This window comes from Pararoseomonas sp. SCSIO 73927 (assembly GCF_037040815.1).
Classification (GTDB): Bacteria; Pseudomonadota; Alphaproteobacteria; order Acetobacterales; family Acetobacteraceae; genus Roseomonas.
Genome location: NZ_CP146232.1, coordinates 482,758 through 509,003 on the forward strand (window position 1 = coordinate 482,758; position 26,246 = coordinate 509,003).

Genomic DNA, 26,246 nt, shown 5'->3' on the forward strand with positions numbered 1-26,246 from the left:
CGCCGCGGGGTTAACCCTCCGTCACCGGCCGAAACGCCCGGTTGCCACCCGCACCGTTCAGGGGCTACGCCGGGAATGATGACCGGCCCCGTGCCCGAACCTCCTACCCATCCCATGGGCGCCGCCGACCTTGCGGAGGCCGTGCGCTCCCTCCGGCGCGCCTCCGTGCTCGTGGTCGGCGACGCCATGCTGGACCGCACCGTCTACGGCCGCGTCACCCGCATCTCGCCCGAGGCCCCCGTGCCCGTGCTGGCGGTGGAGCGGGAGGTGGCCATGCCCGGCGGCGCCGGGAACGTGGTGCGCAACCTCACGGCGCTGGGCACCTCCGTCGCCTTCCTCTCCGTCGTCGGGGACGACCAGGCGGGCTCCGACCTCACCGGCCTCATCGGCGGGCAGCCCGGGGTGGAGCCCTGGCTGCTGGTGCAGGGCGGCCGCGCCACCACCACGAAAACCCGCTTCATCGCCTCCGGCCAGCAGCTGCTGCGGGCGGACCACGAGGTGGCCCAGCCCATCCATCCCCGCCTGGCGGACCGGCTGATCCGCATCGCGCAGGACACGGTGGCCGCGACGAAGGTCATGGTCCTCTCGGACTACCGGAAGGGCGTGCTGGCGGGGGATGTGACGCCCCGCCTGATCGCGGCCGCCCACGCCGCCGGCCGCCGCGTGGTGGTGGACCCGAAGGGGGAGGACTTCGCCCTCTACGCCGGCGCCGACCTGATCGTGCCGAACCGGGCGGAGCTGCACCGTGCCACCGGCATGGACGTGGACGGCGAGGCCGCGGTGGTCGCCGCCGCCCGCGCCCTGCGCGACCGGCACGGCTTCGGCGCCGTCCTCGTCACCCGCGGGCAGCACGGCATGGCGCTGCTGGACGGGGACGGGCTGCAGCACTTCCCGGCCGAGGCGGCGGAGGTGGCCGACATCTCCGGCGCCGGGGACACGGTGGTGGCCGTGGTGGCGGCGGCGCTCGCGGCCGGGCTGCCCGTGCCGGTCGCGGCGCGCCTCTCCAACCTCGCGGCCGGGCTCGTCGTCGGCAAGCTCGGCACGGCGGTGGCGCAGGACACGGAGCTGCTGGAGGCGCTGGGCGGCCGGCACGGCGCGCTGCGCAAGATCGTCCCCCGCGCCCGCGCGGCGGAGCAGGCGGAGCGCTGGCGCCGCCGCGGCTGGCGCGTGGGCTTCACCGACGGCCATTTCGACCTGCTGCACCCCGGCCATGTCCACCTGCTGGAGCAGGCGCGGCGCTGGTGCGACCGGCTGGTGGTGGGCGTGCAGGTGGACGACGCCGTGCGCCGCGCGAAGGGCCCCACCCGCCCCGTGCAGGCGGAAGCCACGCGGGCGGCCGTGCTCGCCTCCCTCCCCGCCGTGGACCTCGTGACCTTCTTCGAGGAGGACACGCCCCTGCCCCTCATCGAGGCGCTGCGGCCGGACGTGCTGGTGAAGGGCGCGGACAACCGGGTGGACGAGATCCCCGGCGGGCTTCTGGTGCAGGAATGGGGCGGCGTGGTGCGCCTGGCTGACCTGCTGCCGGACCCGGACGCGACGGTGGCGCGGCTGGGGCTGGGCCTGAAGGGCTAGCGGCGCGGCCACTGGCGGCCGCGCCTGTCAGCGGGCCGCGGCGGCCCGGAGGCCGCCGCGGGCCCGGGCCTCAGCGGCGGCCCATCATCAGCCCGATGAGGATCAGGTGCTCCTTCACCTGGCCGTTGGCCAGCAGGGCCATGATCTTGTCCGGCGCCGGGGCGGTGCTGTTCATCAGCGCCGTGGTCAGGTTCAGCAGCTCCTGGTGGCCCTGCTCCTGCACCTCCAGGAACAGGCGGTCGAACTCGGCGCCGCCCGCAGCCTGCAGGCGCTGCAGGGCCTGGGCCTTCTCGCCCGTGGGCGCGTGGTCGGGGAAGTTGTGGCCGGCCAGCTTCATGGCCTGGGCCACGCCCTCCTGCTCCGTCACCTCGAAGTTGGCGAAGCGCTTCACGTCGGGGTTCGTGGCCTTCTCCACGCCCACGCGGGCCGTGATGAGGGAGAAGGCGCCGGCCTCGTGCGTGCGAAGGGCGAGCTGGTCGGGCGACATCCCGGCCATGCGGTTCGGCGCGGTGCCGGCCTGCGGGTTGGCGCTGGCGGCCGGCGCCTGGGCGCGGGCCATGGCGGGGATCAGGGCGGCGCCCGCGAGGGCGAGGGGGATGGAGCGACGGAACATGGCTGGTGATTCTCCCGGTGGCGCCTGGGGGGCCGGCGCCGGGAGAGAACGGCGGAGCCGGAGGAGGGTTCCGGACCATGAAATGTTAGGGCCAGTCCATCCGACAGGCCGGGGCAGTCGAAGCGGGCCAGGGCGAAGGCAGGCCGCTCTGGTCCGGCCTACTCGCAGAGCAGCGCGGCCCGCATCTCCTGCGCGCCCACGGGGTCGAGGGCCGCGGCCAGGCGCCCCGCCGCCAGCACGGCGTAGCGGTGCATCAGGGATTTCCGCCGCGCGCCCGCCAGGGCCTTGTGCTCGGTGTCCCGCACCATCACCGCGTCGAACCCGTCGGAGACGATGAGGCCCACCTCCTCCGGGATCAGTTCCTGCGGGAAGTCGATGTCCACGGCGAAGTAGAGCCGGTCGCACCAGTCCCGGTACTCGTGCCACTTGTTGTCGGAGAGGAAGTCGCGCGGGCCGGACTTCACCTCGATGGCGTAGAGGCAGCCCTCGGGCGTCAGGGCCATGATGTCCAGCCGCCGGCCGCAGGGGATGGGCATCTCGGCGAGCGGCGCCCAGCGGTTGCGGGCGCAGAAGCGCATGGCGGCGCGGCAGGTGGTGGCCGTGCGCTCGGGGATGGTCAGGTCCAGCGGCATCGGCCGGATTCACGCCGAGTCGAGGAGCAGGTCAAGCTTCCAGTTGGGTCCCCGGGAGGTGTAGAGGAGCGCCGTGTCCGACTCCCTCCCCTTCTGGAAGCGCAAGTCCCTCTCCGCCATGACCCGCGCGGAGTGGGAGAGCCTGTGCGACGGCTGCGGCCGCTGCTGCCTGCACAAGATCCGCGACGACGAGACGGAGGAGATCCACTTCACCAACGTCGCCTGCCGGATGCTGGACACCCAGGGCTGCGGCTGCCGCGACTACGCGAACCGCAAGGACCACGTGCCGGACTGCGTGCAGCTGAAGGCGAAGATGTTGCCCGCGCTGGACTGGCTGCCGCCCACCTGTGCCTACCACCTCCTCGCGCGCGGGGGGGACCTGCCGGAGTGGCACCCGCTGGTCACGGGCGACCCGGAGAGCGTCCACCGCGCCGGAATCTCGGTCCGCGGGCGCGCGGTGCCGGAGCGGGAGGCAGGCGCGCTGGAGGATCATGTGGTGGAATGGCCGGGCCGATGGCCGGCCAGGTCCCGCAAGGGCGGCCGGGCACCCCGCGCCGCGGGGTCACTGGGGAGGAAGGCAGGATGACGGGCGCGCTCTACGCCGGGGTGAACGCGGCGCTGATCACGGCGGTGGGGGCGGATCTCTCGCCGGACCACGCCCGCACGGTCCGCTTCGCGAAGTGGCTCCTCTCCCACGGCTGCAACAGCCTCGGCGTGCTCGGCACCACCGGGGAAGCGGCCTCCTTCGGCCTCGCCGAGCGGCGCGGCATCCTGGAGGCGCTGGTGGACGCGGGCGTGCCGGCGGCGCGGCTGATGCCCGGCACGGGCCTGCCCAACATCACGGACACGGTGGAGCTCTCCCGCCACGCGCGGGAGCTGGGCTGCCCCGGCGTGCTCGTCCTGCCCCCCTTCTACTACAAGGCCCCGACCGATGACGGCCTCTTCGCCTACTACGCGGAGGTGATCGAGCGGACCGGGCCGGGCCTCGCCTTCTACCTCTACCACTTCCCCGCCCAGTCGGCCGTACCGCTCTCGGTCGAGTTGGTCGGGCGACTGATTGAGGCCTTCCCCGGCACCGTGCGCGGCATCAAGGACAGCACGGGCGATGCGGCGCAGACGGAAGCCTATCTCCGCGCCTTCGCGGCGAGCGGCTTCGAGGTCTATCCGGGCGGGGACAGCCTGTTCCAGCGGATGCTCGGGCTCGGCGCGGCCGGCTGCATCACCGCGGCCACGAACCTGACCTGCGGCTTCGCCCAGACCGTGTACACGAAGCGAACGGGGCCGGAGGCGGACGCCGCCCAGGCCATGATGAACGCCTGCCGCGCCGCGGCCGCCACCGTGCCGCTGATCCCCGGCCTGCGCGAGATCATCGCCCGCAGCACGGGCGACGAGGGCTGGCGCCACATCCGCCCGCCGCACACGCCGCTGACGCGGGAGGAAGGGGACCGCGCCTGGGCCGCCTGGCAGGCCACGGGCGCCCTGCCCCTTCCCGGCCTCGCCGATATCGGCATGGCGCTCGCGGCCTGAGGCTTGCAAGCTGAGGCCCATGTCCGAACCGCTTCGCTGCCGCATCCCCGCCACCGCGACCGTGCAGGCCGATGACGCCATCGCCCGCGTCACGCGCTGGGACTTCCCGCCGGGGGCCGAGACGGGCTGGCACCGCCATGGCTGGGCCTATCTCGTCGTGCCCGTGACGGACGGGACGATGACCCTGGAGGAGCCGGGCGGCGCCATGCGCCAGGCCAGCATCACCGCCGGGGTCTCCTACACCCGCCCGCCGGGAGTGGAGCACAACGTGATCAACGAGGGCACGGTGCCCTTCTCCTTCGTGGAGATCGAGTTCAAGGCCCACCCGGGCTGAGGGCGAGGGCATTTCCGGTTCACATGCGTTCACCGCACATGCCCTGGCCTATTGTTTGAAGGGCAGATTCACGCCTTCGCGCGATGCCGCGCTACGGCGATCTGCCCTAGGCGATCTGCCCTAGCCCTTCGCGGCGGGGATGATGCTGATCTCCCCGCCCGTCTCCAGCACGGCGAAGCGCACCTCCCCCAGATCGAGCAGCCCGTTCTTGCGCGCCGCCTCCATCACCTCGTCCATGCCCACGCGGGCGGCCCGCATCTGCGCCTCGTCCGGCACGCCGTTCCGCACCAGCACCGTCGGCACGCCCTCCACCGCGCGCGTCAGGCGGGGCCAGCGAGACTTTGCCCAGGCGTAGGTCACGGTCAGCAGCAGCAGCGTCACCACCACCACGAAGGCGCTGGTCATGCTGAAATCCTCGCCCAGCAGGCTCTGCTGGATCATGTCGCCCATGATGAGCAGCACGATGAAGTCCACCGGGCTCATCTCGCCGAGGGTGCGGCGGCCGGAGAGGCGGATCAGGACCACCAGCCCCAGCCAGGCCAGGGCGGTGCGGAGGATCGTCTCCGTCATGGCCAGACCACCGCGCCCACGGGCACGGGCGGGTGGCCCGGGCGGTAGATCGCGCCGCCCCTGGCAAAGCCGCTGCTCCTCGGCGCGGCCCAGAGGCGCAGCGCCGCCGGCCGCACTGCGGGGTCGATCAGGAAGTGGCCGCACCAGTCCTCGCCCCGCGCCTCCTCCCGCTCCGGCGCCGGCTCGAGGCGCGAGACCCGCCACTCCTTCAGGAAGGGGCGATCGAAGCACAGCACCACCTCCCTCTCCTCCCCCGGCCCCTCCTCTCGCTTGTCGAGAACGAGGGTGAAAAGGTTCATGGCGTCGGCGCGCTGGAAACGGTCGTAGCGCAGGTGGAGGGAGGCGCCGGGCGCGCTCGCCTCGGCCTCGGCAAGCGTCCCGTCCCCGAACAGCCCTGCCGCGCCGAGAAGCAGCGCGGCGGCCATGGCCCCCCACGCGATGCGGGAGGCGAGCCAGATCCGGCGCTGGACACCGGCCTCGGCGTCGATCTCGCGGATCGGGGGCGGGATGTCCATGGTCTGGGCAACGTGGCCGGGAACACCCCGTTGCAGCGGGACCCTACCAGCCGAGCCGGTGGGCTTACCGGCCGAGCCGGTGGGCTTACCGGCCGAGCCGGTGGGCTTACCGGCCCAGCCGGTGGGCCGCCCGCTGGGTCGGGCGCTCCACCAGCCGGTGCAGCAGCCAAGCGGCCGCGAAGGCCAGGGCCGTGGCGGCCAGGACCGCCGCGCCGGGCCCCCAGCCCGCCTCCAGCAGCAGACGCATGACCGCGAAGCCCGCCACCCCGTGCACGACGTAGAGCGGGTAGCTTATCCGGGCGAGGGCATCGAGCGGCCCGGGCAACTGCCGGATCCGATGGCGCGCGGCGAAAAGGGCGGCGAAGAGGCCCAGCGCCGCCGCGTAGGAGAGCAGGCCGGGCCGCAGCGCCCCCCGCATGCCGCCCACCGCCCATTGCGCGGCGAAGAGGGCCAGCAGGGCCGCTCCAGCCGCCAGGAGGGTCCGCTGCGGCTCCGTGCCCCGGTGCCAGGCGTGGAACACGGTGCCGACGAGCATGAAGGTGATCATCTGCGCGCTGATCCCCAGCTCCGTCACCGCCGTCAGCCAGGCATCCGGCAGGGGCAGCGCGGCCAGCGCGCCGACCCCGCCGAACATCGCCAGCGCGGCCGTTACCAGCGGCGCGACCCGCCCCGCCCGCAGCGCGGGGGCGAGGAGGAGGCAGAGGAGGTAGAACCGGACCTCGATCTCCAGCGTCCAGACGATGCCGTCGATGGAGGGCAGGCTCAGCAGGTCCCGCACGAAGAGGAGCTGGGCGGCCCATTGCGCCACCCCGAAGGGCACGGGCTGCCCGAAGTGCCGGGCGCAGGCCAGGACCGCGAGCATGGTGACGGAGAGGCCCGCCGCGTAGGTCGGCAGGATCCGCAGCACCCGCCCCAGGGCGAAGCTCCCCCGGCCCCGGTCGAGCAGGGAGAAGGGGATGACGAAGCCGCTGATGAGGAAGAACAGCGCCACCCCGAAATGCCCGGCGAACCCTTCCGGCAACAGGCGGTGGAGTTCCAGCACGGAGGGGGCCGGACCCGTCCAGTTCGGCAGGCCGAGGAAGTTCGCGGCCGCGCCCCGGCGGTCCCAGAAGAACTGGGTGTAGTGGCTCAGCAGGACCAGGAGGGCGGCGGGGCCGCGCAGCCCGTGGGCGAAGGCGATCCGGGGCGGATCGGCGGCCAGAACGCTGTTTCCGTGCTCTTTTTGCGCCGCATTCACCACAGGATCATTCCCGCTTCTGTCAAGCCGTTGAACCGGACCCCGCCGAGGGTCCATTCTCCCGGTCATGGAACAGAACGAGACCGAGAGCGTTCCCCTCCGCGCCCATCCGCTGGCTCTCCCGACGCCGACGCCGGTGCGCTGGAACCGCTCCGCCCGGGCGCGCCGGGTCTCGCTGCGGATCGACCCGCGGGCGGGGGAGGTGGTGGTGACCCTGCCGCCGCGCTCCGGCCGGAAGGCGGGCATGGCGCTGCTGACCACCCACGCGACCTGGGTGAAGGAGCGCCTGAGCAGCCTCTCCCCCGCCATCCCCTTCCGGGAGGGGGAGCGCGTGCCGCTGGGCGGCATCCCCCACGCCATCCGGCACGACCCGACCGCGCGCGGCCCGGCCATCCTGTGGAACGGGGAGATCGTGGTGGCGGGGGATGCCGCCTTCCTCACCCGCCGGGTGGGCGACTTCATGAAGGCGGAGGCGAAGCGCCGCATCGCCGTGCTGGCGGCGGGCCACGCCGTGGCGCTGGGTGTGAAGATCCGCCGCATCACGCTGAAGGACACGCGCTCCCGCTGGGGAAGCTGCGCGCCGGACGGCACGCTCGCCTTCTCCTGGCGGCTGGTGATGGCCCCGGACTGGGTGCTGGACTACGTGGTGGCGCATGAGGTGGCCCATTTGCGGGAGCTGAACCATTCCGACCGCTTCTGGGCCCATGTGTCACGCCTGACCCCGCACCGGGAAGCGGCGCAGGACTGGCTGCGGCGCCACGGGCCGACCCTGCTGCGCGTAGGGTAGGATCCGGAACAGGATCCGGAACAGGATTCAGGGCGGGTTAACGGCGCGCGGGCAGATTGGAGCGGGTTTCGCGAGGACCGCCCCGTGTCCGTCACCCTCAGCGGTAAAGCGGCCGCCTTCTACACGAGCCTGCCGGCCGGCTACGCCGCCGCCACGCCGCCCCCGGCCTCCGCGGGCGGCCCGGCGGCGGCTGCGGACATCGTGGACATCCGCGTGCCCCTCCCCTCCGGCGGCTTCACCGCGAAGGCGGGGGACAGCCTCTCCGTGCGGGAGCTGTTCGGATCGCCTGGCGCCGACCTGATGCGCGTGGCCCTGCGCGGCGAGGGCGGCGGCAGGCTGACGCTGCGCGGCGAGGACGTGACGGCCCGCACCGACTTCGACCCCATGGAATTCAACGAGCTGCAATACGTCACCGGCAAGGCGGGCAGCGCGCAGGAGCTGGTGGTGGTGGCGCGCACGGGAATGCGGGGCGCGGACGGCCGCTGGACGAAGATCGCGGACAGCGAGCCCGTGCAGATCACCGCGACCGTCACGGGCACGCGCTCCCTCTCCGTGCTGGCGGCGCTGCGCACCCCGGCGGCGGGCGGGGCGGACGAGGAATTCGTGCGGCTGGCGCAGGACGCCTCCGTCTTCGCCGCCCATGGCAGCCGGACGGCGCCGGGCCTCACGGGCGCGGGCGACGTCTCGCTGCGGGCGGGCGACGCGCTGGCCCTGCACGACCTGTTCACGGTTGGCGGCAAGACCGAGCCCGCCCTCTACCGCGTGGCGCTGCGCGAGGATGCCGGCACCGGCGCGCGGCTGATGCTGGGCGGGGAGGACGTGACCGGCCGGCTGGACTTCACGCCGGAGGAGTTCGTGAACCTGCAATACGTCGCGGGCGGGGCGGGCAGCGCGGCGGAGATCCTCGTGGTGGCCCGCGCCGGCACGCGGGCGGGGGATGGCCGGCTGACGGGCATCGTGGACAGCCCGGCCGTCGCGATCACCGCGGCCGTCACCGGCGCGCGCTCCGCCAACGCCGCGCCGGCGCTGCGGACGGCCGTGGACCCCGCGGATCCGGACGCCCGCTTTGTGAGGGTGGCGCAGGACGCGGCGATCCTCACGGGCAGCACCGGCCGCCCGGCCCCGGCGCTGGCGGCTGCCGGCGACATCACGGCGAAGGCGGGGGACAGCCTCTCGCTGCGCGACCTCTTCCCCGCCGGCAAGGGCGCGGAGCCGGCGCTCTACCGCGTGGCGCTGCGCGACGATCCGGGCGGCCCCTCGGGTGGCCGGCTGGTGCTGGATGGGAAGGACGTGACGGAGCGCACGGACTTCTCCCCGATCGAGTTCCTGTCGCTGCAGTACGTGGCGGGGCCGGAGGGCGGGGCGCAGGACATCCTCGTGGTGGCGCGCGCCGGTAGGGAGGACGGCAGGGGCGGGCTGACCTCCATCGCCGACAGCACCCCCGCCGTGATCCGCGCGGCGGTCACGGGCGCGCGCTCCCTCAACGCCGCGGGCGCGCTGCGGACGGGGATCGACGCATCGGCGGCGGATGCGGACTTCCTGCGCGTGGCGTCGGAGGCGGCGCTGCACGCGCCGCTGGGAAGCCAGGTGGCGCCGGGCCTGGTCACGGCCGGCAACTTCACCGCGCGGGCGGGGGATGCCTTCGCCCTGCGCGACCTCTTCGCCTCCCCCACGGGCGCGAGGGCGGAGGTGAGCGGCTACCGCGTGGCGCTGCGAGAGGGCGACGCGGCTTCTGGCGCGCGGCTGCTGCTGGAGGGGGAGGACGTGACCCGCCGGATTGACTTCACCCCCGCCGAATTCAACCGCCTGCAATTCATCGCGGGCGCCGGCGGCACCTCGCAGGACCTGCTGGTGGTGGCGCGGGCCACGGACGCCAGGGGGATGAAGGTGGACAGCCGCGCCGTGCAGGTGACGGCGAGCAGCACGGGGGAGCGCTCCATCAACGCCGCCCCGGCGCTGCGCGGCGCGCCGGAGGACAGCTACGCCCGCATCGCGTCGGACGCGGCGGTCTACGCCCCGCTGGGCGCCCAGAAGACCCCCGCGCTGCGGGCCGTGGGCGACTTCACCGCGGCGGCGGGCGACTTGCTCTCCATGAACACGCTGTTCGACACGGCCGGCGGCGTGTTCGACGCCGGCATGACCTATCGCGTCGCGATGCGGGACGATGTGGCGGGGACGGGCGCCGGCGCGCGGCTGCTGCTGGAAGGGAAGGACGTGACGGGCCGCACGGAGTTCACCGGCCCCGAGTTCTCCGCCCTCGTCTTCCGGGCCGGGCCCGCCGGCAGCGCGCAGGACCTGCTGGTGGTGGCGCGCAGGGCGGAGGGCCGCCTGACGATCAGCAGCCCGACGCTGGAGATCACGGCCCGTGCCACCGGCACGCGCTCCGTCAACGCGCTGGCGGCGCTGCGGGGCGATGGCGATGGCGCGGGCTTTGACTCGGTGGTGCGGGACGCGGCGGTGTACCGGTCCGCTTCCGCGAAGCCGCTCTCCCCCGCTATCGGCCTCGCCGTGCCGGCTGCCACCGCGGCGGCGCTGGCGGCGGCGGTGGGCGCCTACCGGGCCACGGGCGGCGCGGCGGGCACGCTCGACCTCTCGCCCCTCTACGCCGGGTCGGGCGGGACGCGCCTGTCGGAGCTCGTCACCCTGCTCGGCGGTGGCACGGTGGGCGGAGTGCGCAGCGCAGGGACGGACTTGGCAAAGTTGACCGCCCTGGCGCTGAGCGCGCGGGCCTGAACCCCGGCCGCCCGGCACCATCCCCGCCCGGCGCGCCCGATGTTACGCTAACCCGGGAACACCGGCAGAGAGATCCATGTCACCGACCGCGCAATTCGAGTTCATCCTGCTCCTCCTCGTCGCGGTGGTGTGCCTGGAGGCGCTGGCGCGATGGCTGCGCCTGCCGCCCGCTGCCGCCCTCATCCTCGGCGGCGGCGCCCTGACCTTCATCCCCGGCATGCCCGCGCTGAGCCTGGACCCGGAGCTGGTCCTGCTGCTCTTCCTGCCGCCGCTGCTGATGGCCAGCGCCTACTTCACCCCCTGGCGGGAGTTCCGGGCGCAGCTGGGCGGCATCCTCGCGCTCGCGGTCGGCGCCGTGGCCTTCACCACCCTCGCCGTCGGGCTCGTCGTGCGCTGGGCGGTGCCGGAACTGCCCTGGGCGGCCTGCTTCGCCCTCGGCGCCGTCGTCTCCCCGCCCGACGCCGTGGCGGCAAAGGCGGTGCTGCAGCGGGTGCGCCTGCCCCGCCGCACCATGATGCTGCTGGAAGGGGAGAGCCTGCTGAACGACGCGGCCGGCCTCGTGCTGTTCCGCTTCGCCGTGGCGGCGGCCCTGACCGGGACCTTCAGCCTGTGGGACGCCACGCTCAGCTTCGGCGTGCTCGCCGTCGGCGGCATCGTGGCCGGGCTGGCGGTGGGGGCGGCGGGTGTGCGGCTGCTCGGCCTGTTCCGCTCCGTGGAGCTGGGGATCATCACCACCCTGCTCATGCCCTGGGCCGCCTACATCCTGGCGGAGGAGCTGCACGCCTCCGGCGTGATCGCCACCGTCGTCACGGGCATGGTGCTGGGCTGGTACCAGCACGAAATCTTCACGGCGGGCGGCCGCCGCACCGGCACCGCCGTGTGGGAGATCATGACCCACCTGCTGGAGGCGCTGGTCTTCGTCCTCATCGGCCTCTCGCTGCGCGGCGTACTGCTGCGGCTGGGCGGGGCGGAGGACGCGCTGCAGAACCTCGGCGGGCCGGTGCTGGCGGTGATCGTCGCCGTGATCCTCTCCCGCTTCGTCTTCGTCTTCGGCGCCCGCCTCCTCGTGGGCGCGCAGGACCGGCTGCGGGGGCGCCCGTCGCTCGGGATGGATTTGCGCACCTCCGCCGTGATCGGCTGGGCGGGGATGCGGGGCGTCGTGACGCTGGCCATCGCCCTTTCCGTGCCGGAGGAGATGGCGGGGCGCGACCTGATCCTTGTCAGCGCCTTCGCGGTGATCCTCGTCACCGTGCTGGTCCAGGGCACGACGCTGGGGTGGGTGATCCGGCTGCTCGGCGCCGGCGCGCACGCGGAGGAGAGAGGCATCCACCTCACCCACCACGAGGCCGAGGCAAAGGTGGCCTCGGTCCAGCTTGCCGCGGTGGAGGCGCTGGCCCGCGCCCCGGACGGCACCGTGCGCCACCCCCGCCTGCTGGAGCAGTACGGCTACCGCGCCCGCGCCGCCGCCCGGTTCAGCGAGGCGTCGGAGGAGCTGCAGGGCGCGCGGGACGAGCATTTCGGCGTGGTGCTGGCCGCCGTGGCCGCGGGGCGGGCGGAGGTGCTGCGCCTGCACCGCGCCGGCCGCCTGCACGACGAGGTGCTGCACGCGCTGGAGCACGACCTGGACCTGCAGGAGCTGATGGCCGGGCGCCTGCGCGGGGGCGAGGCGGGCTAGTCCGGCCGCGCGCCCGTCGCCTTGACGATCGGCGCCCACTTCACCGTTTCCTCGCGGATGAAGCGGGCCAGGTCCTCCGGCGAGCTGGGCAGGGGTTCGACCCCCTGCCCTTCCAGCGAGGCGGAGACCTGCGGGTCCGCCAGGGCCTCGCGGACCACGGCGTTCATCCTCGCCACGATCGCGGGCGAGAGGCCCTTCGGCCCCACCAGCGCGTACCAGTTCTGCACCTCGTAGCCCGGCAGGGTCTCCGCCATGGCCGGCGTGTCCGGCAGGGCGCGGATGCGGCGGGCGGTGGGCACGGCCAGCAGCCGCAGCCGGCCGGACTGCACCTGGGGCAGCGCGGTCGGTGCGGTGGAGAAGGCGTAGTCCACCTTCCCGCCCACCAGGTCCGTCATCATCGGCCCGCCGCCGCGATAGGGGACATGGACGGTCTTGCAGCCGGTCATCTGATCCATCAGCGCCCCGGCCAGGTGCCCCGCGCCGCCGACGCCGGAGGAGCCGTAGGTGATCGTGTCCGGCTGCGCCTTCGCCGCCACGATCAGCTCCGCCACGCTCCGCCACGGGCGGTTCGCCGGTACCACCAGCACGTTCAGCACGTTCCCCGCCATGGCGACGGGGGTGAGGTCCGCCTGCGGGTCGAAGGGCAGGCTGCCGTAGAGGCTGGGGTTGATGGCCAGGGCGCCGATCGTGCCCATCAGGAAGGTGCTGCCATCGGCCGGGGCGCGCACCACGATCTCGGTGGCGAGGTTGCCGCCCGCGCCCGGCCGGTTGTCGATCACCACGGGCTGGCCGAGCAGGGCGGTGAGCTTCGGCTGCATCACCCGCGTGCTGATGTCGGTGGCGCCGCCGGCGGCGAAGCCCACCACGATGCGGATGGGCTTGCTCGGCCAGGGTTCCTGGGCGGCGGCGCGGATCGCCGGGAGGGACAGGGCGCAGCCCGCCATCCCGGCGCCCAGCAGGGCGCGACGGTGGATCATCTCGGACTCTCCTCCTGCGGCGCCCCGGGGCCCGTCTGTCGCGGGTCTCTCCGGGGGCCGTTGAACGCTGGGCCTGGCGGCCGCGAGACCGCGGCGGGCTTACCCCTGACGCAACTGCAGCGGGCTTACCGCTAACGTAACTGCAGCGGGCTTACCGCCCGCGGAACTGCAGCGGGCTTAGCGCCCGCGGAACTGCGGCGGCCGCTTCTCCATGAAGGCGCGGCGGCCCTCGATGTAGTCCTCGCTGCCGAAGCACTCGCGGACCAGGCGGTCGCACAGCGCCTCGTCCGGCTGGGCCTTCAGCGCCTCCGCCACGATCGCCTTCACCGAGCCGACGGTCAGCGGCGCGTTGCCGGCGATGGTGCTGGCATAGTCCCCCACCGTGGCCTCCAGCGCGTCATCGGCCACCACGCGGTTCACCAGCCCCATGACCCGGGCATCCTCGGCGGTGAAGCGCTTGGCGGTGAAGAACAGCTCCTTCGCGAAGGAGGGGCCGACGAGGTGCACGAGCCGCCGGATGCCCGGCAGCGGGTAACCCAGGCCGAGCTTCGCGGCGGGGATGCCGAAGGAGGACTTCTCCGTGCAGATCCGCATGTCGCAGCAGACCGCGAGCGCGGAGCCGCCGCCGATGCAGTGGCCGCGGATGGCGGCAATGGTCGGCTTCGGGAAGTCCGAGAGGGCGTCGTACACCTTCGCGGTCTGCGCCTGGTAGGCGTCCACCGCCTCCTTGCTGCTGCGCTCGCTCTCGAACTTCGAGATGTCGGCGCCGGAGACGAAGGCCTTGCCGCCCGCGCCGGTGACGACCACCACGCGGATCTCCGGGTCGGCCCCGAAATCGGCCAGGATCTTCTCCGCCGCCTCCCACATCTCCATGGAGACGGCGTTGTGGCGCTCCGGGTTGTTGAAGATCATCCAGCCGACGCCGCCCTCCTTGCGGGAGAGCATCTTGTCGGTGCCAAGCGCCGGGTTCGGCGGGGGAAGCGCGTCGGGCATGTGCTGTCCTAGATCACCTGGTCTCAGATCACTTGGCGGGACTTGAGCCCCGCGATCTCGTCCTCGGGCAGGCCCATCTCGGCCATGATCTCGGCCGAGTGCTCGCCGATCGCCGGCGGGTGGCTGACGATGCGGCTGGGCGTGCGGGAGAGGGTGAAAGGCTGGGCGACGTAGGTCTGGCTCTTCGCGCCATCGTCCAGCGTCGTCGCGATACCCAGATGCTTCACCTGCTCGTCCCCGAACATCTGATCGATGGAGTAGATCGGCCCCGCCGGCACCCCCGCCTCGTTCAGCGCCATCACCCACTCCTCGCTCGTGCGCTCGGCGATCTTCGCGTCGATCAGGGCGTTCAGCGCGTCGCGGTTGTCGGAGCGGGAGCCGGCATCCTTGAAGCGCGGGTCTTCCAGCCATTCCGGCGCGCCGGCGGCAATCGCGAAACGCTTCCAGATGGCGTTGCCGGTGGCCGCGATGTTGATGTGGCCGTCCCTGGTCTTGAACACCCCGGTGGGGATGCTGGTCGGGTGGTTGTTGCCGGCCTGCTTCGGCACCTCGCCGGCCTGCAGCCAGCGCGCGGCCTGGAAGTCCAGCATGAAGGCCTGGGCCTGCAGCAGGGAGGTCTGCACCCACTGCCCCTTGCCCGACACCTCGCGCTCCAGCAGCGCGACCATGATGCCCTGCGCGGCAAACAGCCCGGCGCAGAGGTCGGCGATGGGGATGCCCACGCGCACCGGGCCCTGGCCGGGCAGGCCGGTGATGGACATCAGCCCGCCCATGCCCTGCGCGATCTGATCGAAGCCGGGGCGGCCGGCGTAGGGCCCGTCCTGCCCGAAGCCGGAGATGGAGGCGTAGACGAGGCGCGGGTTCACCTTCGCCAGATCCTCGTAGCCGATGCCCAGCCGGTCCTTCACGTCCGGGCGGAAGTTCTCCACCACCACGTCGGCCTTTTCGGCAAGCTTCTTCAGGATCTCGACGCCCTCGGGCGACTTCAGGTTCAGCGTCAGGCCGCGCTTGTTGCGGTGCAGGTTCTGGAAGTCCGGGCCGCCGCGCGGGCCGCCCATCGGATCGCCCTGGTCCAGCCCCTCGGGCATCTCGATCTTGATCACCTTCGCGCCCCAGTCCGCCAGCTGGCGGACGCAGGTAGGGCCGGAGCGGACGCGGGTGAGATCGAGCACGGTGAAGCGGGAGAGGGCGCCGGCGGCGGTTCCCGTCTCGGCGGGGTTCGGGGCGTCGAGCATGGCGGTTCCTCCTGCGGCACAGGCTGGGCCGGGCGGGCCGCCCTGTCAACAGCCTGTTGACAGGGCGCGCGCGGCCGTGATGCCCTGCCCCGCATGGACCTGCCCTCCCCACCGGCCCCGCTCTCCGAGCGCGCGCGCACCGCGCTGGAGGAGCTCATCCTCTCCGGCGAGCTGGCACCGGGGGCGCGACTGAACGAGGTGGCGCTGGCCGCCCGCCTCGGCCTCTCCCGCGGGCCGCTGCGCGAGGCGCTGCGCGGGCTGGAGCGGGAGGGGCTGGTGGCCGCCGGCCCCGCCGGCCAGGGCATGAGCGTGCGGCGGCTGGAGCCGGAGGAGCTGGCCGAGCTCTACGACATGCGCGCCCTGCTCCAGGGCTTCGTCCTCGGCCGCATCGCGGAGCTGGCGGCCTCGGGCGCCCTGCCGCCGGGGGTGATGGAGGGGCTGCGCGCGCAGGTAGCGGCGATGGAGGCCGATGCCGGGGCCGGCGAGGCGGCCGGCTACTATGCCCGCAACCTCGCCTTCCACGAGGTGCTGCTGGACGCCGCCGGGCACCGCCGCGCCGCCGGCCTCTACGGCTCCCTGCTGAAGGAGAGCCACCTGGCCCGCCAGCGCTCCCTCGCCCGCCCCGCGGCGATGCGGGAGAGCAACGCGGAGCACGCGGCGATGCTGGACGCGGCGGCCGCCGGCGATGTCCCCCGCGCCCGCGCCCTGGGGGAGGCCCATGTGGCCGGCGGCGGGAAGCGGCGCTGGCTGGAGACGCTGGGGCTGAAGGCCTAGTTCACCAGCATGTCGCGCAATTCCCAGCGCTGGGCGGCCCGCGTCAGCGTGCCGTCCCCCTTCATCGCCGAGAGGAAGCCGTTCACCTCCGCCAGCCAGGCCGGGTCGTCCTTCGGCACGGCGTAGGCGTAGAGCGTCTCCCCCACCGTGCGGGGCGCGTCGGAGACGCGCCAGGCATCGTTCTCGCGCAGCCGGCGGGCGTCGGCGTAGTCCGTCACGAAGACGTCCGCCCGGCCGGCGCCCGTCTCCTGCTCCGGGTTCAGCGGCGCGGAGACGGAGAAGAGCTCCGCCTGGCGGAGCCTCTGGCGCATCACCTCCTCGGCCACCGAGCCGGCGAGCACGGCCACCACCACCCCGTCCCGGTCCATCTCCGCCCAGCCCGGCACGCGGTGGCTGACCTGCTGGCTCACGGCCGCGAGGGGGCCGGAGAGGAAGGGCTTGGTGAAGGCCACCCGCTCCGCCCGGGCCGGGGAGATGCCGAGGCCGCCCATGCCCACGTCGCAGTTCCCCCGCTCGATCAGGCCGACGATCGCGCCCGGCAGGGTCTCGATGAAGACCGGCCGCACACGGAGCCGCGCGGCGAGGTAGCGTGCCATGTCCGCGTCCAGCCCCTCCAGCTCCCCGTTCCGCGCGTTCCGCCAGGAGAGGGAAGGCAGGTCCGGCACGGTGCAGATCAGCAGCTCCCGCCGCGCGCGGATCTGGGAGACGCGGTCCAGCGGCCTCTCCGCGGGCCTGTCCATCGGCCGCTCCGGCGGCTGTTCCACCGGTCTCTCCGGTGGCCTCTCCGCCGGCCTTTCGACGGGCCTTTCCACTGACCTGGGCGCGGCTGGCGGATCGACGGTCCGGCGGTTCAAAGACTGAGCCTGGCCCGTGCCGACCGATGCGGTCTCGCAAAAGAGACAAAGTGCTGCGATGATGGCGGCACCTCGCATGAACACGTCGCCAACCTCCCTCTACCGGCTGCTGAAGCCCGACCCGCTGAGGCCTGCCACCCCCCGGCCCTGGCGGCTCTTCGCGGCAACCGTGCTGGTGGTGGGCGTCTGCTTCGCCGCTGTTTATCTGATTCTGTTCGACCGGGGCCAGCGCGAGGCGGCGAACGACGCGGAGCGCCTGACCATGGGCGTGACCGCCGCCATGGCCGACCAGCTCGCCCGCGCCATCCAGACGGTGGACTTCGTGCTGCTGGACATGGCCGAGCGCACCGCCGACCCCGACCCCGCCGGCACCGCCCGCTCGCTCGCCGGACGCATCCGGGACGTGCCCCAGCTGCGGGCGGTGCTGGTGGTGGACGCCAACGGCATCGTGACCGCCTCCACGGTGGAGAGCCTGCGGGGCGCCTCGGTGGCGGACCGGGACTGGTTCCGGGTGCTGCGGCTGGGCGGCCCCGCCCTGCGCCTGGGCGCGCCGGAGGCGGGGCGCTTCCTTGGCGGCTCGGCCTCCATGCAGGCGCGGGCGATCCAGGCGGCGGGAATCTGGTCCATCCCGCTGGCCCGCGGGCTGCGGACCCCCGGCGGGGAGTTCAGCGGCGCGGCCGTGGCCCTTCTGAACCCGGACTACCTCATCTCCGTCGGGCGCCGCCACGCGGAGGCCTTCGGGGTGACGGTGCGGATCCATGCCCTGAACGGCCTTCTCCTCGCCCGCTCGGACGGGCGGGTGGACGGGATCGGGGAGGCCAACCCCTCCGCTTGGCTGTTCCGGGACTTCCTGCCGCGGCGGGAGAGCGGGACCTTCTCCGGCCTGGACCAGGACGGGCAGGACGTCTTCGCCTCCTTCTCCACCATCCGCCAGGGCACGATGGTGATCGAGGCGGCGCGGCCCAAGCGCGCGGCCCTGGAGGGGGTGGAGCGGCTGGGCGCCCTGCTGATCGGCGGCGGCATCGCGATCGCGGCCATCATGCTCGTCGCCCTCTGGCTCATGTCCCGCCAGGCGGCGCTGCTGAAGGCCCAGGGCGACGCGCTGCAGGAGAGCGAGCGGGAGGCGCGGGCGGCCACGCGGGCCAAGGAGGAGTTCCTGGCCGCGATGAGCCACGAGATCCGCACGCCGATGAACGGCGTGATCGGCATGACCGGGCTGCTGCTGGACTCCAACCTGGACCCCATCCAGCGCCGCTACGGCGAGACCATCCAGGGCAGCGCCGAGCACCTGCTGATGGTGCTGAACGACATCCTCGACTTCTCCAAGCTGGAGGCGGGGATGATCGAGCACGAGCACATCCCCTTCACCTTGGAGAACGAGATCTCCACCATCGTGGAGCTCTTCGCGGCCCGGGCGGCCTCCAAGGGCGTGGAGATGGTCGCCTCCCTGCCGCCGGAGCTGCCGCGGCAGGTGCTGGGCGATCCCGGACGCTTCCGGCAGATCCTGTTCAACCTCGTCGGCAACGCCATCAAGTTCACCGAGAGCGGCTGGATCGAGGTCTCGATCGCGGCCGTCCCGCTGGAGGACGAGCCGGGGGCGCTGCGCCTCAACCTCTCCGTCGCCGATACCGGGATCGGGGTGGACCCGGCCAAGGTGCCGATCCTGTTCGAGCGCTTCACCCAGGCCGACGCCTCCATCAGCCGCAAGTACGGCGGCACGGGGCTGGGGCTGGCCATCTGCCGCAAGCTGGCGGAGCAGATGGGCGGCGGCATCGAGGCGACGCCGCGCAAGGGCGGCGGCAGCGTGTTCCGCTTCTGGATCGTGGTGGGGGAGATGCCCCAGCCCGAGCCCGTTCCTCCGCCGCTGGCCGGGCGCCGCATCCTGGTGGTGGACGACCTGGTGCTGAACCGCGAGGTGATGGTGCGCCAGCTCACGGCCTACGGGGCCTCGGCGCTGGCCACCGAGAGCGGGGCGGCGGCGCTGCACCTCCTGCGGCTGGCGGCGCGGCGCGGCACCGCCTTCCACGCCGCGGTGCTGGACGGCGCGATGCCGGGCATGGGGGGGATCGAGATCGCCCGCCAGGTCCGCGCCGAGGCGCCGGCGCTGGGCAATCCCGCCCTCATTCTCTGCTCCTTCGGGGTGGAGGCGCAGGCCATGCCGCTGGGGGCACCCCCGCCCGGCCTGATCGACGCCATGCTGCTGAAGCCGGCCCTGCCCAGCCGACTGCTGGAGGCGGTGCTGGGGGCCCTGGCCCCGGCCGCCGTGGCCGCGCCGGCGCCCGCCATAGCCCCGGAGCCGGCGCGGCCGCGGCGGATCCTGCTGGTCGAGGACAACGCGACGAACCAGCTCCTCATGCGCGCCCTGCTGGCGCGGATCGGGGCGGAGGTGACGGTGGCCGGCAACGGCGCGGAGGCGGTGGAGGCCTGCGGCGCGGCCCGCTTCGACGTGATCCTGATGGACCTCCAGATGCCCGTGATGGACGGGCTGGAGGCGACGCGGGCCATCCGCGCGGCGGGGCTGAACCGCGAGACCCGCATCGTCGGCCTCACGGCCGCGGTCGGGCCGCAGTTCGAGCGCCAGTGCCGGGAGGCCGGCATGGACGACTACCTGTCCAAGCCCGTGCAGCGGGAACAACTTGTCCGCGCGATCGGCCTGACCCCGCGCGTGGGGGAGCCGGCGGCGGAGTAGGGCGGCCCCTCCAGGGCCCGGACCGTCAGGCCTCGCTCTCGGACGCCAGGGCGGCCAGCTCGCCGAGCGCCGCCTTCGCCTCCTGCCCGATGCCGAGGATCATCTGCTGCGCCGGGGTGCGGTCGTCCGGGCGCATCGCCTGGCGGGCCAGGGCCTCCAGAGCCTTGGCACCGATGGAGCCGGCCGCGCCGGCCAGGCCATGGGCGGCCCGGCGGTACTCCTCCGTGTTTCCGGCCCGGACGGCATCGATCATCTGCCGCACCAGCCGGGCCAGGTCCTGCTCGAAGGTCCGCACGATCCCCACGAAGACGTCGCGTGGAAGCTCTGCGGCCAACTGGCCTGCTACGTCCGGGTCGATCGCGCTCACCACTTCAGCTTGCTCGCCCTGGTTCGCAGGGTCAACTCGCGCCGGGCTCCCGCTCCGGGATCGCCCCGAACGCGTTTCAGAACAAACCAACCCAAGGATGCGCAAACTTTCTCTTAACAACTATAGCGTGTGTTAGTACGTTTGCCTCGCGTCAATCGTCCGGGCCAAGCGAACATGCACAGCACCGTCGACCAGGGTGCCGCCCTCCGCACCATCCAGGGCCGCCGCTCCGTTCTCGGTCTTCTCGCGGCCCCTGCCCTTCTCGCGCTACCGCGGGGCGGCCAGGCCCAGGGAATGCCCGAGTGGCTGGCCGACCTGAAGACGGAATGGGCCGCCTTCCGCGGCCGCTACGTCACCCGGGAAGGCCGGGTGCTGGACTCCGGCAAGGGGGATGAGAGCCACACGGAAGGCCAGGGCTTCGGCCTTCTCTTCGCCGCCGAGGCCGGGGACGTCACCACCTTCGACCGCATCTGGGACTGGACGCGCCGCTACCTGCGCCACCGGCGGGACAACCTGCACGCGTGGCGGTACCGGGGCGATTCCGTCGACCCCGTGGGCGACCAGAACAACGCCACGGACGGCGACATCCTGATTGCCTGGGGCTTGATGCGCGGCGCCGACCTCTTCACCCGCCCTGCGCTGGAGCGGGAGGCGGCGCTGATCGCCCGCGACATCCTGACCCTGTGCACCCGGGAGGTGGCGGGCCGGCTCGTGCTGCTGCCGGCCCAGAGCGGCTTCGAGAAGCGGGACCACGTGGTGGTCAACCCCTCCTACTACATCTTCCCCGCGCTGAGCGCCTTCGAGCGGCTGGTGCCAGGCCCGCAGTGGCGGCGGCTGGTGTCGGACGGGTTGGACCTGTGCTGCCGCGAGGCGCGCTTCGGCCGCTGGGGCCTGCCCGCGGACTGGATCGAGGTGCCGCGCGAGAGCAGCTTCAGGCCGCGCCTGGCCGCCAGCTGGCCCACCCGCTTCTCCTGGGACGCGGTGCGCGTGCCCCTCTACCTCGCCTGGGCGCGGCAGAAGGACAACCCTGCGTTGCAGGCCTGCACCGCCTTTTGGACCCGCCCTGGCAACGATGTTCCGGCCTGGACGGACCTGCGGAACAACAGCCTTGCCCCCTACCCCGGCCACGCCGGCATCCAGGCGGTGGCGATGCTCGCCCGCGCCACGCAGGACAACCGGCGGCGCATCCAGGACCTGCCGCGCGTGGCCCTGGCGCCGGACTACTACGGCGCCGCCCTCATCATGCTTTCCCGCCTCGCCTGGCAGGAATCCCAGGCCGGGGCACCGGTGGTCTGATCCGGCTGGCGGGCCGGGCGGCGGGGCGGCATCCTGCCCGCCCCGCCATCCCGCTCCGGAGCCCCCGTCGATGCACCGTGTCCCCGCCCTCCTGCTGCCCCTGGCGGCGACGCTCCTGCTCCTTGGCTGCGCACCGGAGGCGGGGGAACGCGCCGGGCGCTCCGTGGACCGGGCGGCAGGGCGCACGGGCGATGCGCTCGGCGGCGCGGCGCGGGATACGGGGGCAGCACTGAACCGGGCCGGCAACTGGGTGGGGGACCGCGTGGAGCCGGGCCGGCGCTGAGGCGGTCCGTGCGGGTGACCCCAGGGGCGCTGCCCCTGGACCCCGCCAGGAGGCTGAGCCTCCTGGACCTGCATCGGGCTGCCGCGGCCGCGATGATCGGAGAGCGGTCCCGGACAGCTTCTAAAACCGCGTAGGCCCAGGCCGCCGCGTCAGCCGCCTGAGGTCGTCGACCTCAGGCGCATCTCCAGCCGGGCATTCCGCGGCAGCCCCTTAGAAGAAGATGAGAGGGGGTCCAGGGGGAGAGAATTCCTTCTCTTCCCCTGGGGCCACAGGAACCGCCGCGGCCGCTACCAGCGCAGGGCGCGCAGCGCGGCCACCGGGGAAACGCCCTCGGCCGTCGCGCGGGCCACGAGCGTGGCGGAATCGGCGTCGGCCAGCCCTTCCTCCGCGGCTAGGCCGCCCAGGGCCCAGACGGCGTCCAGCCCAGCCGCCTGGGCGCCGGCCAAGTCCGTGTGCGGGCTGTCGCCGATCGCCACTACTTGGTCGCGCGGAAGGTCCAGCAGTTGCAGCACGGGCCCGTAGGCGTCCGGGTCGGGTTTGCCGATTTCCAGCGTGCGGCCGCCGAGGGCGACGTAGCGCTCGGAGAGGGCGCCGGCGCAGATGATCCGTCGGCCGCCGACGATCACCGCGCGGTCCGGGTTCACGCAGACCATGGGCAGGTCGCGAGCGAGGGCGGATTGCAGGGCGGGCTCGAAAGCCTCCACGCCCGCCCGCGCACCCTCGGGGTCGGGGCCGGTGTTGAGGAGCCAGTCCGCCTCCTCCGCCCGATCGGTCAGGGAGATGCCCAGCCCCTCCACCACGGAGTGGTCGCGCGCGGTGCCGATGAACATGGCGCGGCTGCCGAGCGGCCGGATGAAGGGGTGGGTGCGGTCCCGCAGCATCCGCCAGGTGATCTCGCCGGAGGACATGGCGTGGTCGTAGAGGGCGCGGTCCACGCCGAAGCTCGTCAGCTGCGCCTCGATCACGTGGGCCCGGCGCGGCGCGTTGGAGAGGAAGACGATGCGGGCGCCGGCCGCCTTCATGCGGGCCAGGGCGTCGGCCACGCCGGGGAAGGCGGCCTTTCCGTCATGCACGACGCCCCAGAGGTCCAGCACGAAGCCGCGGTAGCGGGCGGTGAGGCCCGCCACGCTGTCCAGGATCTCCATCAGGCGTCAGCTCCGATCGCGTCCGAGAGGGTCTTTACCCCGTCCCGCCGCAGCAGGGCGGCGAGATCCCGCTTGATGCGGGGGATGAGGGCGGGGCCGGCATAGGCGAAGCCGGCATAGGTCTGCACCAGCGTCGCGCCGGCCCGAATCTTGGCATAGGCGGTCTCGCCGCTCTCCACCCCACCGGCGCCGACCAGCACCAGCCGGCCGCGAGAGAGGCGGTGGACGCGGCGGAGGAGCTCCGTGGAGGGCTCGAACAGCGGGCGGCCGGAGAGGCCCCCGGCCTCCGCCGCCTTGGCGGAGCGCAGCGTGGCCGGGCGCGCAATGGTGGTGTTGGAGACGATGAGGCCGGCCACGTCGCGGTCCAGGCAGGTCCCGACGATCGCCTCCACCGCCGCCTCGGCGAGGTCGGGCGCGATCTTCACCAGCACGGGCGGGCGGCGCTTCAGCTCGGCGCGCGCGGCGAGGGTGGCGTCCAGGATGGCGGCCAGCCGGGCCTCGCCCTGCAGATCGCGCAGGCCGGGGGTGTTGGGGGAGGAGACGTTGATCGTGACGTAGTCGGCCAGCGCGGCCACGCGCTGATAGAGGGCGGGGTAGTCCGCCTCCGGCGTCGTGCTGTCCTTGTTGATGCCGATATTGGCGCCCAGCACGGCGGGCAGCGGGCGGGGCAGCGCCGCCAGACGGGCGGCGTAGGCCTCGATGCCCTCGTTGTTGAAGCCGAAGCGGTTGATGACGGCCCGATCCTCCTCCAGTCGGAAGAGGCGGGGGCGCGGGTTGCCGGGCTGCGGGCGGAGGGTGGCGGTGCCGCACTCCACCAGGCCGAAGCCCAGCCGCATCAGGGGCAGCACCGCGACCGCGTTCTTGTCGAAGCCGGCGGCGAGGCCGAGGGGGTTGCGGAACTCCAGCCCCATGGCGCGGACGGCGAGGACGGGGTCGTCCTCCCCCCGGTCCCGCCCGGCGAGGCCGAGCTGCAGGGCGCGCAGCGCCACCTCGTGCGCGCGCTCCGGGTCCAGGCCACGGACGAGCGGCATCAGGGCTGAGGCGAGGGCGGGAAGCATCGCCGCCGCTTTTGCCGCAGCGCGGGGGGAAGGGCCAGGGGCCGCGAAGGGATCGGCCGCGTTGACGCGGGTGCGGCTGGCGGTGAGAAGCGAGGGCGGGGAACCGGGGAGAAACCGCTTGCGCGGGCCGTTGCTGCTGCTGGGCTCGCTCGCGCTCTTCGCGGTGCTGGACGCCAACTCGAAGCTGCTCTCCGGCGGATACCATGTCAGCCAGGTGCTGGCCTTCCGCTACGCCGTGCTGCTCGCGCTGCTGATCCTGGCGGGGCTGCTGGGGCTGGTGCGGGCGGATGGGGAGAAGGGGCTGGCCTCGCGCCGGCCCGGGGCGCAGCTGTTCCGCGCGGCGCTGATGGTGGGGTCCGGGGCGGGGTTCTTCCTCTCGCTCCGCAGCCTGCCGATGGCGGAGGGCTACCTCGTCTACTTCACCGCGCCCTTCATGGTGCTTGGCCTGTTCCGGCTGGTGCTGGGGGAGCCGGTGCCCGGACGGGCCTGGATGTGGTGTGGGGTGGGGTTCCTCGGCGTCCTCGTCGCCCTTTCGCCGGGGATCTCGGCCGGGGCGCCCTGGGCGGCCTATGGTTGGGGCCTCTTCGGCTCACTCTGCCACGCCATGATCATGGTGATGAACCGCAGCCTGCGGGACGAGCCGGGGATGGCGCGGCTGACGCTCTGGAGCGCCGGGCCCGCCCTGCCCCTGCTGCTGCCCTGGGCGGCGGTGGAATGGGTGACGCCGAGCGCCCGGGACACGCTGGCGCTCTCGGCCAACGGCGTGCTGGCGGGCGGGGCGATGATCGGGCTGGCGGCCGCCTTCCGCTACGCCAGCGCCGGGCGGCTGGCCCCGCTGGAGTTCACCGCGCTGCTCTTCGCCGTGGCGGCGGACGTGCTGGTCTGGGGGGTGTGGCCGGCCCCCGTGGTGTGGGCGGGGGCGGCGATCGTGGCCGGTGCGGGTGTGATGGCGCAGCGGCGCTGAGGGGCGGCGCTAGGGCACCCAGGCGGGGAAGCGGTGCAGGCCGTTCCCGCCCAGCGGAAGGAAGACGGCGCCGCGCACGGCGCTGAGTGGCAGCGGCGCATAGAGATGGGGGAACAGGCCGGGGCGCTTGCCGCCGGCGGCCGATTCCCAGCGCAGCGCCTCGCCGAGCGCCGCGCTCTCCGCGCTGACGAGCCACAGGTCGGGCTCGCCCGCGCGGTGCTTCGCGGCGCTGGCGCGCAGCTGGGCGGCGGTGGAGAAGTGCAGGAAGCCGTCCCGCCGGTCGTCGGCGCTGCCGTGATAGGTGCCGGCGGCCTGCGCGGCGCGCCAGTCGGCGCCGCGCATCAGGGTGTGGACCAGGGGCTCGGACGGGGCGGTCATACCCCGCTTCAAGCGCGGGGGCGGGCCGGCGTCCAGGCTCAGGCCGCGACCAACCCGGCGACCAGCACTGGCGCGGTCGGGGCGGCGGGGCGGGCGCCGGTCTCCAGGCGGTAGAAGAGCAGCCCGCCGACCTCCTCCACCGGCATCCGCGCCAGGGCCCAGGCCGGCAGCTCCTCCTCCGGGTGCCAGTGGGTCGCGCCGCCGGTAGGGTCGCCCAGCGTGCCGCCGACCGCGCGGACGGCGATCCGGCGGCAGATAGCAAGCGCCGGGTCTCCGGGCGGGGGCGCGTCCAGCAGCGCGTGGGCGGGGTGGCGGGGGTTGCGGCTGGGGAAGAGGAAGGGGTCGCGGCAGGCGGCCGCCACCTCCTGCGCCCCCGGCTCCGGCAGGCGGGCGTGGCCGCCCCGCGCGAAGGGCGCCGCGCCGGGGATGCGGGGCGGTCGGGGCACCGCGGCGCGGGCGCGGTTCACGGCCAGCGCCGCCAAGGCCTCGATCGCGCGCACGGGGCGGCGCCCGGCCTCGGCGTAGAGGGTCCGGGCCAGGGTCTCGGTGGCGTCCCGGGGGATGGTCATGGTCAGCGGTCCTCGGCAAGCACGCGCATCTGCGCGGCGGTGCTGTGGGCGGCGCGCGTGGCCTCGTCGAGCTTCTGCTCGATGCGGATCAGGTGCGCGGTCAGGCGCCCGTCCACGTCGCGGATGAGGGAGAGGGGAACGTAGGTGCGCGCCACCTCCAGCTTGAAGGCGGCCAGGTCCTCCCGCGTGCGCTCCAGCGCCGCGTTCTGCTGGGCGGGGTCGGTGCCGGGCTTGCAGGGGATCAGAGGCGGGAGGGCATCGGGGGATTGCGCGATGGTGCGGCGGAGCGAGTGGAGCATCCACGCCAGCAGCGCCATCAGGGGGGTCTCCACCGCGGCGGAGATCCACTGGGGATCGGTGGGAAAGGACGGCATGGGTCCTCCTTCGTCGGCCAGGCGGCCGGATCGGCCGTGGTTTCAGCCGGGGTTGAAGCGGGGATGCGCCGCCCCGACTTGCCGGGGCAGGGCGA

27 protein-coding genes are annotated in these 26,246 nt (G+C 73.7%); 12 read left to right on the forward strand and 15 right to left on the reverse strand.

Going from position 1 to position 26,246, the window contains the following annotated elements; all coding sequences use genetic code 11:
- The first annotated feature begins 114 nt into the window (after window positions 1-114).
- Window positions 115-1,572 carry a bifunctional heptose 7-phosphate kinase/heptose 1-phosphate adenyltransferase gene (locus tag VQH23_RS02315; protein ID WP_338666037.1) on the forward strand — a complete coding sequence of 486 codons (1,458 nt, stop codon included), beginning with the start codon at window positions 115-117 and terminating at the stop codon, window positions 1,570-1,572.
- Window positions 1,573-1,642: 70 nt separating this feature from the next.
- On the opposite strand, the gene VQH23_RS02320 is transcribed toward VQH23_RS02315, so the two are convergent.
- Together VQH23_RS02320 and VQH23_RS02325 are read right to left on the reverse strand one after the other, a co-directional pair.
- Window positions 1,643-2,185 carry a DUF4142 domain-containing protein gene (locus VQH23_RS02320; RefSeq protein WP_338664002.1) on the reverse strand — a complete coding sequence of 181 codons (543 nt, stop codon included), beginning with the start codon at window positions 2,183-2,185 and terminating at the stop codon, window positions 1,643-1,645.
- A 158-nt stretch (window positions 2,186-2,343) separates the two neighbouring features.
- Complete coding sequence (locus tag VQH23_RS02325; protein ID WP_338664003.1) at window positions 2,344-2,817, reverse strand: MmcB family DNA repair protein; 474 nt, start codon at window positions 2,815-2,817, stop codon at window positions 2,344-2,346.
- Between the two features lie 73 nt (window positions 2,818-2,890).
- On the opposite strand from VQH23_RS02325, the gene VQH23_RS02330 reads away from it, so the two are divergent.
- From VQH23_RS02330 to VQH23_RS02340, 3 genes are read left to right on the forward strand one after another with little or no spacing between them, the layout of a single operon-like run.
- Window positions 2,891-3,403: a YcgN family cysteine cluster protein gene (locus tag VQH23_RS02330; protein ID WP_338664004.1), complete on the forward strand. Its 513-nt coding sequence runs from the start codon at window positions 2,891-2,893 to the stop codon at window positions 3,401-3,403.
- Window positions 3,400-4,344 carry a dihydrodipicolinate synthase family protein gene (locus tag VQH23_RS02335; RefSeq protein WP_338664005.1) on the forward strand — a complete coding sequence of 315 codons (945 nt, stop codon included), beginning with the start codon at window positions 3,400-3,402 and terminating at the stop codon, window positions 4,342-4,344. The genes VQH23_RS02330 and VQH23_RS02335 overlap by 4 nt, the downstream gene beginning before the upstream one ends.
- Window positions 4,345-4,363: 19 nt before the next feature.
- Complete coding sequence (locus tag VQH23_RS02340; RefSeq protein WP_338664006.1) at window positions 4,364-4,678, forward strand: cupin domain-containing protein; 315 nt, start codon at window positions 4,364-4,366, stop codon at window positions 4,676-4,678.
- Window positions 4,679-4,798: 120 nt separating this feature from the next.
- Here the strand turns inward: VQH23_RS02340 and VQH23_RS02345 are convergent, their stop codons facing one another.
- The 3 genes from VQH23_RS02345 to VQH23_RS02355 all read right to left on the reverse strand — a co-directional run bounded on the left by VQH23_RS02345 (window position 4,799) and on the right by VQH23_RS02355 (window position 7,000).
- The gene (locus tag VQH23_RS02345; protein WP_338664007.1) at window positions 4,799-5,248 is read right to left on the reverse strand and encodes a YetF domain-containing protein; all 450 of its coding nucleotides are present in this window, start codon (window positions 5,246-5,248) and stop codon (window positions 4,799-4,801) included.
- Entirely contained in the window at window positions 5,245-5,763 is a 519-nt protein-coding gene (locus VQH23_RS02350) for a hypothetical protein (protein ID WP_338664008.1), read from the reverse strand. The genes VQH23_RS02345 and VQH23_RS02350 overlap by 4 nt, the downstream gene beginning before the upstream one ends.
- Before the next feature lie 106 nt (window positions 5,764-5,869).
- On the reverse strand, window positions 5,870-7,000 hold the full coding sequence (locus VQH23_RS02355) for an acyltransferase family protein (protein ID WP_338664009.1): 1,131 nt from the start codon (window positions 6,998-7,000) through the stop codon (window positions 5,870-5,872).
- A 67-nt stretch (window positions 7,001-7,067) separates the two neighbouring features.
- Here VQH23_RS02355 and VQH23_RS02360 point away from each other — a divergent pair, with 67 nt between their 5' ends.
- The 3 genes from VQH23_RS02360 to VQH23_RS02370 all read left to right on the forward strand — a co-directional run bounded on the left by VQH23_RS02360 (window position 7,068) and on the right by VQH23_RS02370 (window position 12,195).
- Window positions 7,068-7,787 (forward strand): SprT family zinc-dependent metalloprotease, encoded by a 720-nt coding sequence (locus VQH23_RS02360; protein ID WP_338664010.1) that lies wholly within the window; start codon window positions 7,068-7,070, stop codon window positions 7,785-7,787.
- 84 nt (window positions 7,788-7,871) lie between these two features.
- Window positions 7,872-10,520 (forward strand): hypothetical protein, encoded by a 2,649-nt coding sequence (locus VQH23_RS02365; RefSeq protein ID WP_338664011.1) that lies wholly within the window; start codon window positions 7,872-7,874, stop codon window positions 10,518-10,520.
- Between the two features lie 76 nt (window positions 10,521-10,596).
- Window positions 10,597-12,195 carry a Na+/H+ antiporter gene (locus VQH23_RS02370; RefSeq protein WP_338664012.1) on the forward strand — a complete coding sequence of 533 codons (1,599 nt, stop codon included), beginning with the start codon at window positions 10,597-10,599 and terminating at the stop codon, window positions 12,193-12,195.
- On the opposite strand, the gene VQH23_RS02375 is transcribed toward VQH23_RS02370, so the two are convergent.
- The 3 genes from VQH23_RS02375 to VQH23_RS02385 all read right to left on the reverse strand — a co-directional run bounded on the left by VQH23_RS02375 (window position 12,192) and on the right by VQH23_RS02385 (window position 15,400).
- Window positions 12,192-13,172, reverse strand: a complete 981-nt coding sequence (locus VQH23_RS02375) for a tripartite tricarboxylate transporter substrate binding protein (RefSeq protein ID WP_338664013.1) — start codon at window positions 13,170-13,172, stop codon at window positions 12,192-12,194. The genes VQH23_RS02370 and VQH23_RS02375 overlap by 4 nt on opposite strands.
- A gap of 177 nt (window positions 13,173-13,349) precedes the next feature.
- Window positions 13,350-14,165, reverse strand: a complete 816-nt coding sequence (locus VQH23_RS02380; protein ID WP_338664014.1) for an enoyl-CoA hydratase — start codon at window positions 14,163-14,165, stop codon at window positions 13,350-13,352.
- 23 nt (window positions 14,166-14,188) lie between these two features.
- Window positions 14,189-15,400 (reverse strand): CaiB/BaiF CoA-transferase family protein, encoded by a 1,212-nt coding sequence (locus tag VQH23_RS02385; protein ID WP_338664015.1) that lies wholly within the window; start codon window positions 15,398-15,400, stop codon window positions 14,189-14,191.
- A gap of 93 nt (window positions 15,401-15,493) precedes the next feature.
- Between VQH23_RS02385 and VQH23_RS02390 the strand changes: the two genes are divergently transcribed.
- Window positions 15,494-16,174 carry a GntR family transcriptional regulator gene (locus tag VQH23_RS02390; protein ID WP_338664016.1) on the forward strand — a complete coding sequence of 227 codons (681 nt, stop codon included), beginning with the start codon at window positions 15,494-15,496 and terminating at the stop codon, window positions 16,172-16,174.
- On the opposite strand, the gene VQH23_RS02395 is transcribed toward VQH23_RS02390, so the two are convergent.
- On the reverse strand, window positions 16,171-16,914 hold the full coding sequence (locus VQH23_RS02395; protein WP_338664017.1) for an ABC transporter substrate-binding protein: 744 nt from the start codon (window positions 16,912-16,914) through the stop codon (window positions 16,171-16,173). The genes VQH23_RS02390 and VQH23_RS02395 overlap by 4 nt on opposite strands.
- Window positions 16,915-17,104: 190 nt before the next feature.
- Between VQH23_RS02395 and VQH23_RS02400 the strand changes: the two genes are divergently transcribed.
- Window positions 17,105-19,717, forward strand: coding sequence for a response regulator (locus VQH23_RS02400; protein WP_338664019.1), 2,613 nt, complete (start codon window positions 17,105-17,107; stop codon window positions 19,715-19,717).
- A 25-nt stretch (window positions 19,718-19,742) separates the two neighbouring features.
- On the opposite strand, the gene VQH23_RS02405 is transcribed toward VQH23_RS02400, so the two are convergent.
- Window positions 19,743-20,084 (reverse strand): Hpt domain-containing protein, encoded by a 342-nt coding sequence (locus VQH23_RS02405; RefSeq protein WP_338664020.1) that lies wholly within the window; start codon window positions 20,082-20,084, stop codon window positions 19,743-19,745.
- Between the two features lie 174 nt (window positions 20,085-20,258).
- Between VQH23_RS02405 and VQH23_RS02410 the strand changes: the two genes are divergently transcribed.
- Together VQH23_RS02410 and VQH23_RS02415 are read left to right on the forward strand one after the other, a co-directional pair.
- Complete coding sequence (locus tag VQH23_RS02410; protein WP_338664021.1) at window positions 20,259-21,380, forward strand: glycosyl hydrolase family 8; 1,122 nt, start codon at window positions 20,259-20,261, stop codon at window positions 21,378-21,380.
- Between the two features lie 70 nt (window positions 21,381-21,450).
- The gene (locus VQH23_RS02415) at window positions 21,451-21,663 is read left to right on the forward strand and encodes a hypothetical protein (RefSeq protein ID WP_338664022.1); all 213 of its coding nucleotides are present in this window, start codon (window positions 21,451-21,453) and stop codon (window positions 21,661-21,663) included.
- Window positions 21,664-21,950: 287 nt separating this feature from the next.
- Here VQH23_RS02415 and VQH23_RS02420 read toward each other — a convergent pair whose 3' ends face one another.
- A complete protein-coding gene (locus tag VQH23_RS02420; protein WP_338664023.1) occupies window positions 21,951-22,808 on the reverse strand; it encodes a TIGR01459 family HAD-type hydrolase in 858 nt (285 codons plus the stop codon).
- Entirely contained in the window at window positions 22,808-23,866 is a 1,059-nt protein-coding gene (locus VQH23_RS02425) for a quinone-dependent dihydroorotate dehydrogenase (RefSeq protein WP_338664024.1), read from the reverse strand. The genes VQH23_RS02420 and VQH23_RS02425 overlap by 1 nt, the downstream gene beginning before the upstream one ends.
- Window positions 23,867-23,984: 118 nt before the next feature.
- Here VQH23_RS02425 and VQH23_RS02430 point away from each other — a divergent pair, with 118 nt between their 5' ends.
- Window positions 23,985-24,830, forward strand: coding sequence for a DMT family transporter (locus tag VQH23_RS02430; RefSeq protein ID WP_338664025.1), 846 nt, complete (start codon window positions 23,985-23,987; stop codon window positions 24,828-24,830).
- A gap of 9 nt (window positions 24,831-24,839) precedes the next feature.
- Here VQH23_RS02430 and VQH23_RS02435 read toward each other — a convergent pair whose 3' ends face one another.
- From VQH23_RS02435 to VQH23_RS02445, 3 genes are read right to left on the reverse strand one after another with little or no spacing between them, the layout of a single operon-like run.
- Complete coding sequence (locus VQH23_RS02435) at window positions 24,840-25,208, reverse strand: DUF952 domain-containing protein (protein ID WP_338664026.1); 369 nt, start codon at window positions 25,206-25,208, stop codon at window positions 24,840-24,842.
- Window positions 25,209-25,246: 38 nt separating this feature from the next.
- Window positions 25,247-25,777 (reverse strand): cell wall hydrolase, encoded by a 531-nt coding sequence (locus VQH23_RS02440; protein ID WP_338664027.1) that lies wholly within the window; start codon window positions 25,775-25,777, stop codon window positions 25,247-25,249.
- Window positions 25,778-25,779: 2 nt separating this feature from the next.
- Window positions 25,780-26,151 (reverse strand): hypothetical protein, encoded by a 372-nt coding sequence (locus tag VQH23_RS02445; RefSeq protein ID WP_338664028.1) that lies wholly within the window; start codon window positions 26,149-26,151, stop codon window positions 25,780-25,782.
- Window positions 26,152-26,246 lie beyond the last annotated feature (95 nt).